Origin of the sequence: Halobacteriovorax sp. HFRX-2_2, from assembly GCF_043196705.1 — a bacterium.
Taxonomy (GTDB): domain Bacteria; phylum Bdellovibrionota; class Bacteriovoracia; order Bacteriovoracales; family Bacteriovoracaceae; genus Halobacteriovorax_A.
In genome coordinates this window covers 350,361-368,913 of record NZ_JBEBMT010000002.1, presented here as the reverse complement: position 1 = coordinate 368,913, position 18,553 = coordinate 350,361, and the positions used below count along the sequence as shown (strand labels likewise).

General features: G+C 37.0%; 23 protein-coding genes. 11 read left to right on the top strand and 12 right to left on the bottom strand.

Annotated elements, in window-relative coordinates:
- Positions 1 to 2: 2 nt before the first annotated feature.
- Positions 3 to 374 carry a hypothetical protein gene (locus tag ABMA79_RS06980; RefSeq protein WP_393091284.1) on the bottom strand — a complete coding sequence of 124 codons (372 nt, stop codon included), beginning with the start codon at positions 372 to 374 and terminating at the stop codon, positions 3 to 5.
- Positions 375 to 457: 83 nt separating this feature from the next.
- The gene (locus tag ABMA79_RS06975; protein WP_393091281.1) at positions 458 to 871 is read right to left on the bottom strand and encodes a VOC family protein; all 414 of its coding nucleotides are present in this window, start codon (positions 869 to 871) and stop codon (positions 458 to 460) included.
- 139 nt (positions 872 to 1,010) lie between these two features.
- On the opposite strand from ABMA79_RS06975, the gene ABMA79_RS06970 reads away from it, so the two are divergent.
- From ABMA79_RS06970 to ABMA79_RS06960, 3 genes are all read left to right on the top strand, one after another.
- Positions 1,011 to 1,613 (top strand): 2OG-Fe(II) oxygenase, encoded by a 603-nt coding sequence (locus ABMA79_RS06970; RefSeq protein ID WP_393091278.1) that lies wholly within the window; start codon positions 1,011 to 1,013, stop codon positions 1,611 to 1,613.
- Positions 1,614 to 1,694: 81 nt separating this feature from the next.
- Complete coding sequence (locus tag ABMA79_RS06965) at positions 1,695 to 1,892, top strand: DUF2892 domain-containing protein (RefSeq protein WP_392858693.1); 198 nt, start codon at positions 1,695 to 1,697, stop codon at positions 1,890 to 1,892.
- Positions 1,893 to 1,935: 43 nt separating this feature from the next.
- The gene (locus ABMA79_RS06960) at positions 1,936 to 2,502 is read left to right on the top strand and encodes a hypothetical protein (protein ID WP_393091275.1); all 567 of its coding nucleotides are present in this window, start codon (positions 1,936 to 1,938) and stop codon (positions 2,500 to 2,502) included.
- Between the two features lie 3 nt (positions 2,503 to 2,505).
- Here ABMA79_RS06960 and ABMA79_RS06955 read toward each other — a convergent pair whose 3' ends face one another.
- Both ABMA79_RS06955 and ABMA79_RS06950 read right to left on the bottom strand, forming a co-directional pair.
- Complete coding sequence (locus tag ABMA79_RS06955; protein ID WP_393091274.1) at positions 2,506 to 3,030, bottom strand: PepSY domain-containing protein; 525 nt, start codon at positions 3,028 to 3,030, stop codon at positions 2,506 to 2,508.
- A gap of 3 nt (positions 3,031 to 3,033) precedes the next feature.
- Positions 3,034 to 3,486, bottom strand: a complete 453-nt coding sequence (locus ABMA79_RS06950; RefSeq protein ID WP_393091272.1) for a PPC domain-containing DNA-binding protein — start codon at positions 3,484 to 3,486, stop codon at positions 3,034 to 3,036.
- Between the two features lie 122 nt (positions 3,487 to 3,608).
- On the opposite strand from ABMA79_RS06950, the gene ABMA79_RS06945 reads away from it, so the two are divergent.
- The 3 genes from ABMA79_RS06945 to ABMA79_RS06935 all read left to right on the top strand — a co-directional run bounded on the left by ABMA79_RS06945 (position 3,609) and on the right by ABMA79_RS06935 (position 6,142).
- Complete coding sequence (locus ABMA79_RS06945; RefSeq protein ID WP_393091269.1) at positions 3,609 to 4,340, top strand: hypothetical protein; 732 nt, start codon at positions 3,609 to 3,611, stop codon at positions 4,338 to 4,340.
- Entirely contained in the window at positions 4,315 to 5,208 is an 894-nt protein-coding gene (locus tag ABMA79_RS06940) for a patatin-like phospholipase family protein (protein WP_393091266.1), read from the top strand. Before ABMA79_RS06945 ends, ABMA79_RS06940 begins: the two co-directional genes overlap by 26 nt.
- Positions 5,209 to 5,272: 64 nt before the next feature.
- Entirely contained in the window at positions 5,273 to 6,142 is an 870-nt protein-coding gene (locus ABMA79_RS06935; protein ID WP_393091264.1) for a mechanosensitive ion channel family protein, read from the top strand.
- Here the strand turns inward: ABMA79_RS06935 and ABMA79_RS06930 are convergent.
- The 3 genes from ABMA79_RS06930 to ABMA79_RS06920 all read right to left on the bottom strand — a co-directional run bounded on the left by ABMA79_RS06930 (position 6,139) and on the right by ABMA79_RS06920 (position 10,222).
- On the bottom strand, positions 6,139 to 7,173 hold the full coding sequence (locus tag ABMA79_RS06930; RefSeq protein ID WP_392858680.1) for a murein L,D-transpeptidase catalytic domain-containing protein: 1,035 nt from the start codon (positions 7,171 to 7,173) through the stop codon (positions 6,139 to 6,141). The two genes, ABMA79_RS06935 and ABMA79_RS06930, sit on opposite strands and share 4 nt — an antisense overlap.
- Before the next feature lie 87 nt (positions 7,174 to 7,260).
- Positions 7,261 to 8,676, bottom strand: coding sequence for an MATE family efflux transporter (locus tag ABMA79_RS06925; protein WP_392858678.1), 1,416 nt, complete (start codon positions 8,674 to 8,676; stop codon positions 7,261 to 7,263).
- A gap of 31 nt (positions 8,677 to 8,707) precedes the next feature.
- Positions 8,708 to 10,222, bottom strand: a complete 1,515-nt coding sequence (locus ABMA79_RS06920; protein ID WP_393091261.1) for a potassium/proton antiporter — start codon at positions 10,220 to 10,222, stop codon at positions 8,708 to 8,710.
- A gap of 176 nt (positions 10,223 to 10,398) precedes the next feature.
- Here ABMA79_RS06920 and ABMA79_RS06915 point away from each other — a divergent pair, with 176 nt between their 5' ends.
- Both ABMA79_RS06915 and ABMA79_RS06910 read left to right on the top strand, forming a co-directional pair.
- Complete coding sequence (locus tag ABMA79_RS06915; protein WP_392858676.1) at positions 10,399 to 10,884, top strand: hypothetical protein; 486 nt, start codon at positions 10,399 to 10,401, stop codon at positions 10,882 to 10,884.
- Positions 10,872 to 11,525, top strand: coding sequence for an O-methyltransferase (locus ABMA79_RS06910; RefSeq protein ID WP_392858673.1), 654 nt, complete (start codon positions 10,872 to 10,874; stop codon positions 11,523 to 11,525). Before ABMA79_RS06915 ends, ABMA79_RS06910 begins: the two co-directional genes overlap by 13 nt.
- Here the strand turns inward: ABMA79_RS06910 and ABMA79_RS06905 are convergent.
- Positions 11,479 to 12,480, bottom strand: coding sequence for an HAD family hydrolase (locus ABMA79_RS06905; protein ID WP_393091258.1), 1,002 nt, complete (start codon positions 12,478 to 12,480; stop codon positions 11,479 to 11,481). The two genes, ABMA79_RS06910 and ABMA79_RS06905, sit on opposite strands and share 47 nt — an antisense overlap.
- Positions 12,481 to 12,483: 3 nt before the next feature.
- Positions 12,484 to 12,957, bottom strand: a complete 474-nt coding sequence (locus tag ABMA79_RS06900; RefSeq protein WP_393091255.1) for a chemotaxis protein CheX — start codon at positions 12,955 to 12,957, stop codon at positions 12,484 to 12,486.
- A gap of 310 nt (positions 12,958 to 13,267) precedes the next feature.
- Between ABMA79_RS06900 and ABMA79_RS06895 the strand changes: the two genes are divergently transcribed.
- Positions 13,268 to 13,966 carry a YdiY family protein gene (locus ABMA79_RS06895; protein ID WP_392858669.1) on the top strand — a complete coding sequence of 233 codons (699 nt, stop codon included), beginning with the start codon at positions 13,268 to 13,270 and terminating at the stop codon, positions 13,964 to 13,966.
- Between the two features lie 8 nt (positions 13,967 to 13,974).
- Entirely contained in the window at positions 13,975 to 14,799 is an 825-nt protein-coding gene (locus ABMA79_RS06890; protein ID WP_392858667.1) for a mechanosensitive ion channel family protein, read from the top strand.
- A gap of 39 nt (positions 14,800 to 14,838) precedes the next feature.
- Here ABMA79_RS06890 and ABMA79_RS06885 read toward each other — a convergent pair whose 3' ends face one another.
- Positions 14,839 to 16,245 (bottom strand): hypothetical protein, encoded by a 1,407-nt coding sequence (locus tag ABMA79_RS06885; RefSeq protein WP_393091252.1) that lies wholly within the window; start codon positions 16,243 to 16,245, stop codon positions 14,839 to 14,841.
- Positions 16,246 to 16,345: 100 nt separating this feature from the next.
- Between ABMA79_RS06885 and ABMA79_RS06880 the strand changes: the two genes are divergently transcribed.
- The gene (locus ABMA79_RS06880; protein ID WP_392858664.1) at positions 16,346 to 17,035 is read left to right on the top strand and encodes an RluA family pseudouridine synthase; all 690 of its coding nucleotides are present in this window, start codon (positions 16,346 to 16,348) and stop codon (positions 17,033 to 17,035) included.
- Here ABMA79_RS06880 and ABMA79_RS06875 read toward each other — a convergent pair.
- Positions 16,985 to 17,737, bottom strand: coding sequence for a DNA-binding domain-containing protein (locus ABMA79_RS06875; protein ID WP_393091249.1), 753 nt, complete (start codon positions 17,735 to 17,737; stop codon positions 16,985 to 16,987). The genes ABMA79_RS06880 and ABMA79_RS06875 overlap by 51 nt on opposite strands.
- Positions 17,734 to 18,552 (bottom strand): DUF692 domain-containing protein, encoded by an 819-nt coding sequence (locus tag ABMA79_RS06870; protein WP_393091246.1) that lies wholly within the window; start codon positions 18,550 to 18,552, stop codon positions 17,734 to 17,736. Before ABMA79_RS06870 ends, ABMA79_RS06875 begins: the two co-directional genes overlap by 4 nt.
- Position 18,553: the final 1 nt, after the last annotated feature.

Genomic DNA, 18,553 nt, shown 5'->3' with positions numbered 1-18,553 from the left:
TATTAGAAACAGGCAATATACGAATCACCGATGCTACCTAGGAGCTTAGACCCAGATTCATCGAGAATATTTCCATAAGAGTTACCACCGTCACAATGATCTTCAACAGTAACGACGATTGTATAGACTGTACCAGTTTGTGTCGCCTCAAGCCTTCTAAGCTCTAAGGCATCTGCACAGTACTCATAATCAAAATCAGCTAATTCAGTGTACTTTGCAAATTCTTCTTTTGATAATTTAGGAAGGCGCTCAGAGTAAACCTCAGTGTATTCATCACGATCATAACTTGAAGCAAGATCAACATTATTTAACTCTGGACAGGCCATAGCTGAGCTAAAAAGAATAACTGATAAAAGAACAACAACTGATTTCATAACGACCTCCACTTAAACACAGGCTTTATTTACCGCGGGGCCGTTCAGTTATCAATTATATTAAAAATATAGATTTCATCTAATTATGAGATATTCACAAGATGCCCATCTTCACTGGGTGACTGCGTTATCTCCCAACGGTTCCCGTCTGGGTCCATCAAAAGAAAGCTCTTCTCTCCCCATGGGTGATCCTTTGGTTCACCACTCACCTCAAATTGATACTCTGAACTTAAGGCCATTAACTTCTTATAGAAATCATCCACATTTTCAACTGTCACTCCGTAAGAGACTTGAGCTGGATTATCTACTAATTCAAAGAATTTAGAGGCCTTTCCCACTGGACGAAAGAAGGCCACGCGACTTTTGTCAGGTAGGACAAAGTCTGCAAAGTCTTCATTGGCAAAGTGGGCCTCAACACCAAAGACATCTGTGAAAAAGTTCGAAATATTCGTAACATTCTTAGAAGTAATTACTAAGTGAGAAAGTGCTTTGATCATAATTCATCCTCTTTCTATTCATGTTATAACAATTCGATTGACTTAGGTAGCCTTTAAGATTAAATCATCTCATCCATTATTTTGGTGGCCAATCCTTCCTGCCACCCTTTGAGGCCCTAGGCCTAGTGAGAACATTTAAATGCAAGAGCTTGATGCGCTGATCGAATCCTTAACCGAGAAGCGATACTATGTGAGCGATACGCTTATTTCAAACGAACTAGCACGTGCCCTAAAAGACGAGGCCCAGACGCGTTTTCATATCGGAGACTTTCAGGAAGCTAAGGTTGGACGACAATTAACAAAGCGACTTGACGAAAGAATCCGTGGGGATCTCACTTCGTGGATTGAAGGAGATATGGCCGAGCACCCGCTGGCCCTTCAACAATATTTAAAATTTCTTGATAATCTCAAGGATCAACTCAACCCTATTTTCTACCTAGGAATTCGCTCTTACGAAGGACACTTTGCCTGCTATGACGAAGGAGCTTTCTATCGCAAGCATGTGGATCAGCACCGAGGAAGAGGCCTTAGACGCCTAAGTGTGATTCTGTACTTGAGTGACATGGGTGAAGCTGATGGTGGTGAGGTTATTATCTATCATCATGAAAGACAAGATGAGGAAGTAACTCGTATTAAGCCTATGCTTGGAAGACTTCTCATCTTTCTATCTGAAGACCTTCCTCATGAAGTTCTTCCTGCATATAAAGCGAGGCTTTCACTAACAGGATGGCTGAGAGCCTAATTGTTAAGATTTTCTAACAACACTCCATACTATGTTCAGATTTTATGGCCAATATAATGCTGAATTAGAAAGGAGAGATTTATGAAAATGAATGAAGGCAATGCAGATCGTATTATACGAATTATTGTAGGAATGGTCCTTATTTCTTTAGTTGTAATAGGTCCTAAAACCTATTGGGGTCTTATTGGAGTCGTTCCATTAATAACTGGAATCCTCGGTATATGCCCAGGATATTCACTACTTGGCCTCTCAACTCGAAAGAGCAAGAAGGCCCACTAGAATTTAAACTATGATATAATCTCTATTAAAGAGAGGTCGTGGTTTGAATACAGGTTTGAATACTAAAGAGCTCATAAAATCAGAGTTAGGCCTTGATGGCATAACACTCTATATCGACAAGAGAAGTAAATTCTTCTTTTTCATGAAGTATGAAAAAGAGAACTTTATGGTGCTTTTAAAAAATGAAATTGAACCTGAAGCTCTTCCTTTAATGAGAAGATTTACAGACGAATACCCGGAGCTTCCAACACTCATCAAAGAAACAGAATCTCTTATTCTCTATGACATTCCAAATGGAAAACTAGCAAGGCTCGTCGAAGAAAAGGTTGACGAAGACTTAGCAAAGAAAGTCACAGAAATTCAAATTCGCTTAAATGAACTGACGTCACCATATGGTTATCATTTTGAGTGGCAACTCAATTACTTTTTTATTACTAAAAGTAAGCTTATGTATATTGATTTAGAAACATTAGAGTTTGGAGAGGAAACGAAGACAATAGATATTCCAATCTATGATCAGTTAAGCTTAGAAGAGCGCGTGAAGCTTAAAATCCAAAAAGAAAATAAGAGATTAAGCAATCACGAGCGCTTCACAAGGTGGCTAAAGTAACTCCTACATAAAGAGGTAAATACTTAGGCCAATTAGGAATAAGATCCCTACGATCTTTCTTTCCTTCTTCATTGTATAAGCTAGATATAGCCCACTTAAAATGATTAGCAGTAAGAAAATTCCGATAATCTTTTCAACATACCTTAAAAACTGCGGTCCATGACCTTTATGAAGTTCAATCAACCTTTTTAAAAGATTTGGCTTCACGTAAGAGATATGAGTTCCATCTTCTTTTACTTGAAACTTATAGTAATCACGAGTAGTCGGTCTAGTGATTGCTCCATCCCCGACTGTTTTAACATAGGCAAAATCGTAACCTTCATCGATTTCATTTAACTCAACTGAAATATTTTCTTTTGTTAATTGTGCCTTTGAAAGTTGGACGACTTTCACAGGTTCAACAACTTCACTTCCTTTAAAACCTAGTAAGTAAGAGACACCAGTAAAGGCCATCATTAAAAGTAGTGGCGAAGCGAGAGCTGATAAGTAGAGGTGAATCTTAATAAAAAATGGGCGATTAAATTTCATATTCTATCCTTTAATTCCACAGCGAGAAAAAGCTTGTGGTAATGATAATAAGTTTAAACCGATTTCTTCATCCATCTTTCTTTCAATTTTTTGAACGATTGGAAAGAAATAGATCTCAGTTGTCACTGCAACTGTAGCGTGAAACAGGTGTCCACCTTTACAAGAAAAATCCTCATCACCTAAAACAGTATGAATATGAAAGAATGGTTTTCCATCTAAATGGGAAAGATTTCCATCAAGACTTAGAAGCTCAAAGTCACCATTAAATTCTTTGCGGTCATATGTTTTCGTATCAAGGTGGTAGAAACCAAGCTCAACATCTTTCAAGGCCCCTATACCTTTTAGCATACCAGCACCAAGATTTTCAGCTGCCGCAAACTCTTCTAGGGACGTAAAAAGATCTTCGTCTTTATATAATTTGATTAAATAGCATTCTTCTTGCTTGATATATTGCATGGTAAGCTCCTGATTTCACGGTGTAATTATAACAACTTCACCATCAAAGTCTCGACTCATTGCTCCCTGAAAAACTTCTACACTCTCTTTACTCAAACGAGGCCAAATGATACTAATTGAGCATGAGAACGCTTTCCTTCATTCTCACCTTCTTAATGCTATTGGCCCAAGAGTCGATGGCCATGGAGTGCTTTAAAGAGCACCTCGACGCCGCAATCTCAAGCAATCGAAACCGTCGAGAAATTTACTCAAATCATACAAATACTAAGAGTAAAAAGATTTCAAATAGCCTGATCTTCGCAGAAAAAATATCTCTTATCTACGCAAAGCTATTAAATCCAAGTTTAGAAAAGTATCGTCGTGCCGGTATCCCAATCCTATGCCTCGACTTTATTGAAATGAGCAAGGCCCCAAATATATCAAGAGACTTCTCTATCCCTAATTATAAATATCAAGATATTGATTCGGTTGATATTAAAGAAATTCGCGCAGAGATTTCTAAACGACTAAAGAATGAAGACTATCTTGGTATCGTTGAGTTTATCGAAGAGGAAGTTTCAAACGAGAAGAAATATAGTCAGTATAATTGCATGGTAAGACATGTTCTTGAATCCCTAGGCCGTAGCGCATTTTTAACCCCATACTATATTGAACATGCCAGCAGCTTAGGATTAAAGTCTCCCAAGAGTTTACTAAACAAATATCTAAGAAGAAATATCTTTGCCCTTAAGTATTCCCACTCTCTCGATAAAAAGGCCTCTCCCCTTCAAGAAAAGGGAATTTCAATTTTATGTGGAGATGTCCCTCATATTCCGATAAGATTAGACTATGAGATGGAACTTTCTAAATACTAAAATTGGTCTTGCTCTTGGTGGAGGTGCCGCAAAAGGTATCGCTCACATTGGCGTCTTAAAAGCATTTGAAGAACAAAGAATTCCAATTTCCTATTTATCAGGAACAAGTGTTGGCGCTATTGTTGCTTCTTACTATGCCTTTGGTAAGAATTACGATGACTTTCTCTCCTTAGCAAAGAAGCTAAATTATAAAGATACAATAAGCTTAACAATTCCTAAGAAAGGTTTTTTTAGTACGAAGTCCATACGAGAAATGCTCATCAAAGACCTTGGTGATGTAAATATCGAAGATGCACAAATTCCTCTGGCAATTTGTACAACAGATATTGCAACAGGTGAGCAAGTGGTTTTCTATAAAGGAAATTTGGCCGATGCAGTTTGCGCCTCAGTCTGTGTACCTGGTGCATTTGTTCCTCAGGTAATCAATGGCAGAACTCTCGTTGATGGAGGTATAACAGAAAATGTTCCCGTCTCCCCACTTGAAGATATGGGCGCCGGAATTATCGTCGCAGTCGACTTAAATGGAGTACAGAAGTATCAAGAACCTGATGATACTTTCGCTATCATTAGTAATGCCATGGATATTGCCATTGACCTTAGGACACGAGAGCAAATTGAAGATGCAGATATTATTCTCTCACTCGACTTAAGTAATTATAATCGCCTTGATAATTCTAAGTGTATTCAAGAACTCATCAATGAAGGTTATTCTCCGATGACTAAAAATCTCTCTAGTTTAACTTGGTATCGCAGAGCGAGTTATCTCGAGTTCTTTAAGAAGCTTATCATCGAAACAATCCCATTTAAAGTACCCAAGGTAATTTCAAATCTTTACAAAGAAAGACTTGCTAAGATCTCTATCAAATAAGCTCCTTTTTTATTTCTTTTAAATGCGATAAAATTTAAAGAAATAATTTAAGATGGAGTTTACATTGTTTGATATTAATCGAATCTTTACACTAATTTCAGGAAAACTAACTTTTTGGTACGAAGCATTTATTAAGAATATCCCAAACTTAATTGTTGCAATCGTTGCCCTATTTGTTTTCTTCTACCTTGGTAAAACTCTACGTAACTTAGTTAAGAAAGTTCTACAAAAAGTTTCCTACAAGAAGTCTGTTAATGAAATTCTAGGGACAACGACAAATGTCATTGTCATTGTTGTTGGTATTTTTACGGCCTTAGAAATTATAGGTCTTGAGAAAACTGTTACATCAATTCTAGCTGGGGCCGGGGTAATCGGTTTAGCACTAGGTTTTGCCTTCCAAGAAATTGCAGCAAACTTTGTTTCAGGTGTTCTAATTGCTTTTCGTGAGCCATATCAAATTGGTGATATTATCGAAATTGATAAGATTGTCGGTCAGGTAACAAATATCGAATTAAGAACAACGGGAATCACGACTTACCAAGGACTTGAAGTTTTTATTCCAAACAAAGATATGTTTACAAAGCCTTTTATTAACTACACAAGTACGCCACGACGTCGTGTGGATATTTCCGTTGGTGTTTCCTACCACGATGATCTTGAAAAAGTTGAAAAGGTAACAAGAGAAGCACTTGAGGCCATTAATGGAAGGCTTGAAAATGTTCCTGTCGAAGTTTTCTTTGAAGAATTTGGTGCAAGCTCAATCAATCTGACGGCCAGAGTATGGATTGACTATAGAGCAGGAGTCGCATTTTATAAGGCACGCCATGAGGCCGTTATGAACATTAAAAAATATTATGATAATAATGGAATTACAATTCCATTTCCGATTCGAACAATTGAGTTTTCAAATCAGCTTGATGTAAATAAGGGCTAATTGCGTCCAGTACACATTCTTTCCCAGCCCTTAACATCCTTAAGGGCCTTATTATAATCACTACGGCATCCTTCATTAGGAACATATGAATAATAGAGGGAGCCGTTATTGATTTTTTCCATAATCTCTCGCCCTTCACCTGGTACGAATGCAGGACAACCAAAACTTCTTCCCATGATATTACCGCGGTTATAATAAGCCTCGTGCATAACAACACCTTGCGAACGGGCCTTATCATTAACACCTTTTGAGAGGCCATCTAAGCGCATTCCATTATAATTTCTTCCTGAAGCTCTAAATGTTGGCCAACCTCTTTGCCCTTTCACTCTTTCATCATGACTACTAGACATATAAAATTCACCAGTCTTAAAAAAGCCAGGTCTCGTCATTGCCCACTGATCATGCTTAGGCTTCGCCCTTGCAGGCACACGACAGCGAACGAGTCTTCCAACATGATTTGATGCCCTAGTCACTCTACCACTATCAGTGATTGTCGCATCAGCGTAAGTGACACCTCTAACCTTTCCGCTACCATGAGACACTTTATAATTCTTAACCTCACCAGTTTTCATATCCAATAAGAAGAATCGTTTATGTTTAGAGTTCTGAGAGTAGTCTGCAATTGTAATATAATTCTTATTTTTAAACTTACTCTTATTCTCCTTATAATAAAGGAGTGACTGCTTTAGGGCCTCTATAGGAACACCCTGATCGAGAAATCTTTCATAGAATTGGCAATCCTCACCTCTTGCAGCAGCTTCAGCTAAGGCGAGACCTTCTTCTAGAGCTCTTTTGGCCTCTGGAGCATGGTTATCTATTGCTGTATTAGGGTCGCAGGTAACTGCACTTTCAGGAGTGGAAACAGGGTCCATTTCCATATCTTCAATTGCTTCATTTACGACATTATCAATTTGATTTTCGACGTCATCGACATAATTTGAGTTAGACATGTTTTCATAGGTATTAACAACAACGGCATTTGCGTATGTATGTAGCACCAGTACACAAAGCATCAAGTAAACCTTTCTCACGTCTCCCCCTCTCAAAGATATCTCTCAATTACCTTATCGGGGAGCTAGGTTATTATCTTAACAATAATTCTTTACAACTCAATAAAATCAGGAAATTACACCGTCTTCAACAATAGTCTCTTCAATGACTTTACGCTCTTCTTCAGTAATTGGATCTGTTAGATTCTTAATCCATCGATTCTGCTTGATGATGAAAATAGCAATTGAGGCCCCAAGGATATTCCCCACGACAAATGAAAGATAGATTCCAGTTTGACCAAGAGGTGTATGTTTTGAAAGAACATAAGCAATTGGAAAACGAATGACCCACAAAGAAACAATGGCCACCATCATGGAGATCATTGGACTTCCCCCACCTCTCATGGCACCTGAGGCAACTTGTTGAACCCCAATAAGTCCAAATGTTAGAGCGATAATTCTAATGAAGTTTGCCCCTTCGTTAATGACAGCAATTTCATTTGGAACAAAGATTTGTAAAGTTTGCTCAGCGAAAATAAAAAAGCCAACTCCAGCAATTGAGAGAGCAATAAAGATTACCCATAGGGCCTTACTCGTAACTTCTTTGGTTCTTTCAATTTTTCCCGCACCAATATTTTGACCAACCAAAGTTGATGTTGCCATCGCAAACCCTAAGCTTGGGATAATCATTAATGTTAGTACTCGAATTCCAATCCCGTAAGCAGCTAGTGCGATGTCACCGAAGGTCGCAATGAGAAATGTCATCACCATCATGGCCATTGCTCGAGAGGATTGTTCCGTCGAAGCAGGAAAGCCAAGGTGAATAATTTTTTTGGCCAAAGAGAAATCAAAAGAGATCTTTGTGAAATCTATTTTTATTCCACCCTTACCTTTTGCAAGTAAGTAGAGTCCAATAACTGCAGATAGTCCTTGAGTACAAATCGTTGCGTACGCAGCACCATCAACTCCATATGCCTTAATAGGGCCATATCCCATAATTAAGATGGGATCGATAATAAAGTTTAAGACCACAGAGAAGAGAACAATATAAAAAGGTGTCTTAACATCTCCGACTCCTCGGTACAGAGATTGGAACATCATATAGAGGTAGCTAAATATCAGACCTATAAATGAAATCCTCAAATAAGAAATCGTAATATTTTGAATCTCAACGGTCGGAGTCATTGCACGAATGACATAAGGAATAACGGCATAAGCAATACCAGCTAAGATTGCTGATGTAATGAGAATAATAAATAAAGTATGAAGACATACCTTAGAAACCATCTTTGTATTTTTTTGACCTGTATATTGAGAAACTAAGATTGTTCCTGAAACAGCAAAGCCTGCTCCCATAGAGATTAAAAGAAAGATTACAGGAAATGAAAGGGAAAGGGATGCGATAGCATTTGTCCCTAAGCGCCCTACCCAAAAAGTATCCGTTAACTGATAGGCCGTTTGTAGGAAATTGGCCATGACGATCGGTATTGATAATTTAAACAAAGACTTGATGACAGATCCTTGTGTAAGGTCATGAACTCCCACAAATATCCTTTAGTTAGTGACCTAACTAATTTTAGGCCGCATGTAACTCTTGTGTATCATCATCCTCTTCATCTAATTCTTCAATCTTTTTTTTTACGAAACACTCCTGAGCGGCTTCTAGATCTTCTTTTAGTTTAGTCACTAAAAGAATTTTATCCCCTTTTTCAAAAACAGTTGCACCATCCGGAATAATGAACGCACCATGCCTTTTAATAAAAAGTACGATTGCTCCAGGAGGAAGTCTTAAATCGACAACTCGATGTTCAACAGCATAATCAGTTTGTCTGATCTCTAATTGAACAATACCGTGTTTTGTTTGTTCAAGTAGTTCCATATCAACAGGAAAATTTGCTTCATCTTCTTGCTCAACAACAAGTCCTAATTTCCTTGCAACAAACTTTAGAGATGATCCCTGCATAAGAGCTGAAACAATCACAACAAAGAACACAATATCGAATAAGACGTGGGCCTTTTCTCCAATGTGAGTTGCTGCAAAACTTGCAAAAACAATTGGTGTTGCCCCCTTTAGTCCGGCCCATGAAACAAAGAGTTTTTCATTTAAGTTGAAACGACTCTTAATTAAACATAGGAAAACAGTTATTGGTCTTGCTGCAAATGTTAAGAAACAAGCAATGAAAAGTCCTGCCGGAGCAACTGTCAGAAGTCGACTTGGAAAGACGAGTAGTCCTAACATAATGAAGAGACCAATTTGCGAAAGCCAAGTTACTCCATCAAAGAATAATGAAAGTAAGTTCTTGTGTAGAATCTTTCGATTTCCAATCATCATCCCAAAAACATAAACTGCTAAGAAACCATTTCCGCCAAGCTTTGTTGTTAAAGAATAACCAAGAAATAACATGGCCATTGTAAGTGGTGGATAGAGTCCATTAAAGTCTAGTTTTACCACGTTATTGATTAAGATGAATGAACGAGCAGTTACCCAACCACCAATTAAACCAATAATAGGATTTGAGATAAACATGATTGCCGTCGTTTGGGCATCTCCCATTCCTTGCTCAATGAAGCCAATAATGACAGAGACAAGAAAATAGGCCATGGGATCATTACTTCCCGATTCAAAACGAAGAATATTTTTAACATCACCAACTTGTGCCGTTGGATCCTTAAATGCAGAAAAGACGGCAGCAGCATCAGTTGCCGAAAGAATGGCACCGATGAGTAGAGATTCAAGTAAACCTAAGTCTGTTACAAGATGAGTGAAGCCACCAACTAAGAAAGTCGTGAGCATAACTCCGATAGAGGAAAGAACAACTCCTCTTCCAAAATCTTTTTTAACTTTGCTAAATGGAGTTTCAAATCCCCCATTGAAAATAATTAGGCATAGAGCAACTAAGCTTAAAGAGTGAGTTAACTCGTAATTACTAAAGTTAATTCCACCAATTCCATCTGAGCCGGCTATCATCCCTATAAAGAGAAATAGCACAAGAACCGGTAGACCAAAGCGGCTTGATGACTTACTAAGTACAATACTTAATAAGAGTAAAATTGAAGACGCTAATAGAAAATTATTTAAATATTGCTCCATAGGACTGGGCTTATCGGCAAGAACTACCAAAACTTAAGTAAAAACATCAGGTTATTAAGTTTTTTTTAGAGAGTATCAATCAAAATTTCATACTAACTTTACTCTTTAGCCGGACGGGAGTATGAATAGAAAAATTAATGTTTCAACTGTCAAACAAGTATTAAAGGATCGAAAAGATGAAAAAACTCCTTCTAGTTATTCTCATGATATCAACAACTTATGCCAACGAACTTACACCTAGTGCAACAGATATGAAGTTTGTGACTGATTTTACGACTTTTGCCTGTAAGAGCTTTCGCGATAAAGTAGCTGCACCAAATGAGATTGCGGCCCTTGATGTCTCTTTTACAAAGTTAGGGATTTCTGACTCGACAAGAAGAATCATTCTTGATGTTCAATCTAATGATGGGCAATGTTTCTATAGCGCTGACTTCTCAAGACAGAAGGGTTTTAAGAGACTTGATTTTGAAACATCATATATGACTGACTCTCCAAATTGTATGGAACTTAAAGAAGAGCTAGACCGCTACATTTCACCAGGTTTTAAATATATCATTAAATACAATGCCTATATTTCTATGCTATTCTTAACAAAAGAATTAACAAGCGTTTGTGATGAAGTAAGCGGAAATAAACTAATCGAGTTTCAGTGGAAAATTTAAAAGAAATTGAAAAATATTGTTTAAATAAATCAAATATCCCAAGTGATCTTTGCGTCGAGCTGGGCGATTATACAAAAGATAATCACCCTCTTGGGCGCATGATCTCTGGCGAACTAGTGGCCTCTCTTTTAGGCTTCTTTATTCGTTCAAATAATTACAAGAATATTTTAGAGATTGGAACTTTCACTGGCTACTCTGCTTTGGCCATGGCCGAGAATATTCCAAGTGATGGAAAAGTTATCACAATTGATAAGAATAAAAAGATTAATACTTTTGCAAAATCCTATTGGGACCGTAGCGAAGTAGGAAATAAGATAGAGGCCCGATTCGGAGATGCAAATCTAGTCTTAAAAGATTTAGCTGGTCAAAAATTTGATCTCGTCTTTATCGATGCAGACAAAGGAAGTTATAAGAACTACCTTGAGCTCTCTCTTGAGCTACTGAGTGAAAATGGCATGATCGTAGTCGATAACGTGCTTTGGAACGGTAAAGTTGCTAGTGAGACCATCGATCCAGAAGATAAGACGACGAACGCTCTTGTGGACTTTAATAACTATATTGAATCGAGAGATGACCTTTATAAGACCATGCTCCCTATTCGTGATGGACTTTATCTGATTCAGAAAAATAGATCTGTTTAAAATCTTTTTTCATACTGATTAAGTTTACGAAGTACTTATCCCCTTCACTTAGAACTTTATCTAATTTTCCAACATGAGAATCTCTATCGTATGCAAATTCACGTGCGCTATCATCGTGATGAATAATTCCAACAAATGACTTAAACTTTGAATTTAAACTTGCATATTTCCCCATTGCGAAGTCACCATCTGAATTTCCTAAAACAAAAACTGGAACCTTTCCAATATGTTCTAAAATCCCCACAGGTTTATTTTCTTTGTCATTTAAGAAAGCAAGCTTGGCCTGATTTTGAAATTCAACTTTACCATTTTCAGAAAATTTCTTTCCAAATCTTGTCCCAATAATCTGATACGAAGGGAGATCATAGACTATATTATTTAAGGCCCTAACAAAGTGAGTTCCCCCACCCGTGACAATAAAAACCTTAAAATCAAATGCTTCTAGTGTTCTCATCAGCTCAACGCTTGGAGCATAAACGAGTTGCGTGTACTTCTTCTTTAGCTTCGGATGCTTTTTAGTTGCAAGCCACTTCGCCATGTACTCCATATATTCATCATTAGTAACTCCGGCTTGCATATCAAGCAGGGCCTGATAAAGCTTTCCCTTATCTTTTACATTTGGAAATTGCTCCACCACTTCATCGACTAGAGCATTGCTTCTATTATACTTCCCAACAATGATATCCTTATAGAAGTCCAACAGCGCAATAAACTGAACATACATTGGGTACTCACCCCAAAGTGTTCCATCATTATCAAAGACTGCTATTCTCTCACTCTTAGGAATAAAGTTTTTAGACTTCTCGTCTGAGATATCTTTTAAGTAAGTCTTAATCTTTTTTGTTACAGGAGTGTCATTCCAATACTTAAGTTCAGCTTTTGGAGAGGACTTTTTGTTACATGAAATAAAAAGAAAAATAGATAGAAAAGAAATTAGAAATATTTTTTTATGCATTTACTACTCGTCTATTGTTAAGCTCATATAAAATACTTGCTTATCCATCCCTACTGGAAGCTCAAAAGGAATTGTTACAGTTCTTGGCCCGGTGATGCGATCATTCTTTACACCATCTCCTACAAAAACTTCAGGAGTTGCTCTCTCAACAGTCAGCCCTGTAATCTTATTAATTTCGGCCTTTGCTTGACCAAGCACCATATTTACAAACTCAGCTGCGGAATCAGAAATTTCTTCATTAAGCTCTTTTTCATTCTCAGAGAACATTGTGTTGTAAATTGTTAGAAAACTAGCTTTATTAAAACAAAGAGCAAGTTCCCCATTGATCTTCTCACTACTTATTCCTATTAGCCCTACGATATCAACAGTATCTTTAAATTCGTAATTAGGATGAACCTCACCTGCCAGCAGTGGAATATTTAGTTGTTTTTTGAATACTTCAAGTAAAGCATTCAAGAATGGTTCGATTAACTCCATTAATAGCTCCAATTTCTCAATTAAGTAATTTTAATTGAGAAAAACACTTCGCACAAACAATTGCCCCATTTTGCCGATAAACAGACTATTTTTAATCTAGTTTTTTTATCAGTTTCTAAGTCTCTGTAATGAGTGGCCCAATAATTAATGCTTCCCAATAAGTGTTATCTCAAACCAATGATAGTTGGCATTTTTAGCTAAAGGATCAATTGTACAAAAAAGTTAATCATAGTTAAGATAAATAGACAGAATTTAGGAACGTAAATATAAATGATGAACATAAAATAGTTTTTTATAAAGGAATCTTGTTATGAAAAAAATTTTAGTTATGGCCATCTTATTTGGCCAATTTGCCCATGCTCAGTTTAAATCGGAAGATGAAGTAACATTCATTGCTTCTGGTGGAAATACTAACAAAAAGACCTATGACTTTGCTTCCCGCAACTCATATAAGTGGGAAACGAATACTCTTACTTTCAATGGGACTTATTCTTACGGTGAATCAGATGATGAAGTTGATGATGAGAATTGGAGTGCCCTACTTCGTTTCGACCATGTCCTTTCAAAGAAAGTTGATATCTTTGCTGCCGACCTATTTGAATCAGATCGATTTAAAGGTTTCTGGGCAAGAAATAATATCGACGTCGGTTTTAAGTATAAGTTTATTGATGAAGATAAATTCAAAATGCTAGCTGAACTTGGTTATCGTTATACGAGAGAAAACTTCGTTCAAAATGAGCCTGATAATCATGAGCAAAAACTGCGTCTATACTACGAAGTGAGTAAAGAGCTAAGAAAAGGTGTAACAGCTCGCTACTGGCTCGAATATATTCCAAGTGTACAGCATAGTGAAAACTATATTATTAATATGGAGCCTTCAATTCGTATGCTAATTAATAGCACATTCTCTCTTAAAGCTGGTGTCCTTTGGGAGTATGAGAACCAACCAGTTGAAGGAAGAGATCAACACGATTACAAAACAACAATTAGTCTTCTGGCGAATTTTTAGGAGAATAAATGAAAGAATTATTAAACGAAGCCAATGTTGAAAAACTAACGAATATTGCTGCAGATTATGGGATTCAATTTATTAAAGTAATTGTTGTCCTAATTATCGGACTTAAAGTTATCAATTTCATTGATAGACTTGTTGATAAAGCACTTCAAAAGAAAGAAGTTGAACTCTCTCTAAGAGGATTCATTACTTCAATTGTAAGTATTGCCCTTAAGATAGGGTTATTTATTACTATCATTGGAATGGTAGGAATTAAGACGACTAGTTTTGTTGCTATGCTTGGTGCCGCCGGTCTGGCATTTGGTATGTCACTTCAAGGAGCTCTTGGGAATCTTGCAGGTGGTGTCCTTATCCTTTTCTTCAAACCATTTAGAGTTGGAAATGTTATTGAAGCACAAGGTTTTATTGGGAAAGTAAAAGAGATTGGTCTTTTTTGCACAATCTTAAATACGGCAGATAATAAGACGGTTGTTCTACCAAATGGTTCTCTTTCATCGGGAAGTATTGTTAACTATTCAGCTGAAAGTATCAGAAGAGTTGATATGATTTTTGGAATTGGCTATGGCGATGATATTAAGAAGGCCAAGGAAGTTCTCATGAGACTTACAAAAGAGCACCCTTTAATTCTTAACGAGCCTGAAACAGTTGTTGCTGTTTCCGCCCTTGCAGATAGCTCTGTTAACTTTGCTGTAAGGCCATGGGTTAAGTCAGCTGATTACTGGCAAGTAATGTTTGATATGCAAGAGAATGTAAAATTAGAATTTGATAAAGAAGGAATTTCAATTCCTTTCCCTCAAAGAGATGTTCATATCTATCAAGAAAAATAAGATCTAATTTCTATAGTCGAAAAGGTTCTTTGCTTACGCTTAGAACCTTTTTTCGATACCAATACCTAAGTAATGTTGAATATCTAAGTTTGGATTAAGAAAAGACTTTCCATATTTTTCATATTCACGAGTATAGTGATCATCTTCAATCCCCATCCCCGCTTTAATATAGACAACTGACTTCTTCGTTGTGTAAACATTTGTCTTGGCCTCAACACCGTAATAGTGGTTCATCTCACCCTCTTGAGTATATTGCCCATCATAATAGAAGCGTGTCTCGACAGCTGGAAATTTCCCATTGCTATCTTGTGGTTCAAACTTAACCTTAAATTCGCCTCCCACTCCAATATAATTCTCATTTCCACTTATATGAGAGAGTTGGCCACCAGTATATAACTGAGAAGTTGTTGAAATAGTTCCTTCATCATTTTTATAGTCATAGATCTTTCCAACCTTAAAAGTGGCCTTAGGTGAGATGACTTGCTCCATATGGCCATAATTCTTATACTGAACCGTACCAGCACCTTTAGACATCTTATGCCAGGCCCTTTGAGTATTCATAGCAAGGCCATTATCATCTAGAATCGTTAGCCCTGCACCAAGTTGGACAAAAGATTTCTTATCATCACCTAATTTTCGGTAAACACTAATATCGATATCGTCTCGATTAATACCTTCTTGATTCCAACTTCCATCATCATTTTGGTAGCAAAATCTTTCGTATAAACGCCCACGTATTTCAACCATTCCACATGATTTTTCAACAAGCTTTGTATAGGCCCTCGAATTATAGCTTAATAGGACTTCACCATTTTCAAATTTTAACTTAGCAGAAAGCTTGGCCCCAAAAGTTAGTCCTCGATCATCCCCTTCAATACCATCACGTTCGTTAAAATTAGTAACTCCAAGGGCCATAAGACCGCCGTGTAATGGGTTATCGTTAGATGTATTGACTTCAAATTCAGCACCTTCAAGCTCTCCTAGACCAAAGAGGCCTTCTTTTTTTACATCAAGTTTTTCAATTTCGATCTCTGCAGTAAAAGCGACCTTATCATCTCCAATATTTATTCGAGAATCACCGCATCCGTAATTATCTGCTTCATTAATTTTAGCAGCAACCGCTAAACTTTCTTGAAGAATCTCTTCAGGAGCAGGGGCCGAAAGATGGTACGTTTGCTTTACTAACTTTAAGCGCCTTTCAATTTCTCCGTGATCCTCAACAGGAATGCGGTTAAATTTTTCAAGAATTAAATCATTGTAGCGAAATCTAGAATACTCAGAAACCGACTTTCCATCTCGAAAGATAAATTGATCTTTACTTCGATCATAGGTGATTGAAGTCTCTCCATTGCGATAAAGGACCCCAGACTCTGACGCCCCAGCAAAGAGTGAAACTCCCATGCATATGAATAAAATAAAATATAATTTCTCTCTTAGTATTCTCACGTTTCACATATCGGTAACTTACACACAGTACCTTAGTAAAAGAGTAAGACATCCTAAAATTTCATATACTTATCTCCGCTTAATCTGTTATAAATTAGACGTGAAGAACAAAATCCAAGTCCTATTTGAAGATGATCACTATATTGCGGCCACTAAACCTAGTGATCTTTTAGTCCATCCTTTTAAGGAAAGAAGCTCTGATCGTAGAAGTCTACTTAGATCTCTCAAGAAGCAAACAGACCTATACCTCTTTCCGATTCACAGGCTTGATAAGCCCGTTTCAGGAGTTGTCCTTTTTGCAAAATCAAAAGAAGCAACAAGACTTATGAAAGAGCAGTGGAATAGTGACAATGTCTCTAAACACTATGTTGCCATGGTTAAGGGGATTGCAGAGAAAGAAGGTGTATACGATTTTCCAATTAAAACGGATAAGGGTATTCAAGACGCTAAGACAGCGTTTAAAAGAATCTCAACGAATGAAGAGTATAGTCTCGTTGATATTGAAATCTTCACAGGCCGACAACATCAAATAAGAAAGCATTTCTCACGACGAATGCATAATTTAGTTGGTGATACTAAGTATGGACACTCTTCAATTAACAACCTATTTAGAAAAGATTATAAATTCTATCGCATCTTTCTTCATTCATATAAATTGTGCTTTAAGCACCCTATCACTCAAGAAGATATCGTTATTGAATCTCCTGTGACTGAAGATTGTCTAAAAATTGCAAAGGATCTATTTGCTTTTGATCTCAGCAATATAACCAAGAAGATTGAAGAAAACTGACCACAGATTTGGATCACTTAACTTCTCTTCCTGAATATCTTCCACAGCAGAAAGAATTGTTTCGTGATTTCTTAGGTTAGAGATGAGTTCAAAAATTCCCTCTGAGATGACCTGAATTTGCATCTTCTCTTCTCTCTTATAAAGAATTGTTAACTCATTGCCTTGAATGTCATTAAAGGTCTTACTACTATCCCCTTTTCGCATCTGCCAAAGCTCGGACAACTGAATATCACATGAAAAAAGAGAGAAGGTATCTCTTAGCTTTAAAGGGGTTTCAAAGATTCCCTCTCCTAGCTCTTGAGGATTAAAGGATTTAAGATTATCTTTTTGATGAAATAAGTGCCAAAACGTTTTTTCAAATTCTGCAAGGTCTTTAATGAAAGAAAACTCTTTTACACGAGAGGCAATGAAATCAGGAAAGTCATCACCGTAATGAAGAAGATTGGTAAACTCTGATGGCCTAGATTCAACATAAGAAAGTGAGATATCCAGAAAGTCTTCGTCTCCTAAAACAAACCAACAAGTCTCATAATTATCACCAATTACTTCTTGCAAGCGTGCACGATAATCGTTTTGATAAACTTCCAGTACTTGCTCATTTGATAATTCTCCAATGGGAATCATCTCAGTCATAATATCTTTTGAGATATCCTTAGTAAGGACACCCTTTAAAAATTTATTTTGAAACTCATGATGATTCATAATTGAGCTCCTTTAAATATCTCCTTTGCCTTTAAGACTTCAGCTTCTAAGACAGGAAACTCAGGAATGTCTTCATCCCATTCGAGAAGAATTGGAACATCAAATTTATGACAATATTTTTTAAACAATTGCCATACCTCGGCGTGAACAGGATGAGAGTGGGTATCAAAGAGATGCGTTCCAAGGTCAGAGTAGCCGGCCAAATGAATTTGAGAAACGTTCTTTGAGTCAATTGTTTCAAAGAACTCACTGGCATCAAAGTTTTGGTTAACTGCATTCACATAGACATTATTAAAGTCTAAAAGAATTTTACAACCACTCTTGTTGGCCAATTCATTTAGAAATTGGGCCTCGGACATTGTGGAGTTTCTCAGGGTGAAATAAGCAGAGAGGTTCTCAAAGGTCATCTCCCTACCATAGAAATCTTGCACCCTCATGACTTTCTCTGTAATTGAATCGAGATTTTCTTCGGTATACGCAAAAGGCAAAAGATTGTGTAGGTTTGAATGGGCATGCCCTGTCCAACACATATGATCACTTGTCACGAAAGGATCGAAGTTATCATATAACTCTTTTGCCTTTTTCATATAGTCAAAATTTAAGTCTTCGCTAGATGCAATCGATAGAGAAACTCCATGAAACGCTATTGGATAATCGGCCCTAATCTTCTCTAGCATTTTATATGGCCGTCCAAAAGTTCCCATATAATTTTCGAGAAGGGCCTCAAACCACTCAACACCTTCTTGAGATTTTGAGTGCTCATTTTCTAAATATGGAAAATGAGTATGTCTTAATCCAACACCGTATTTTTGCATT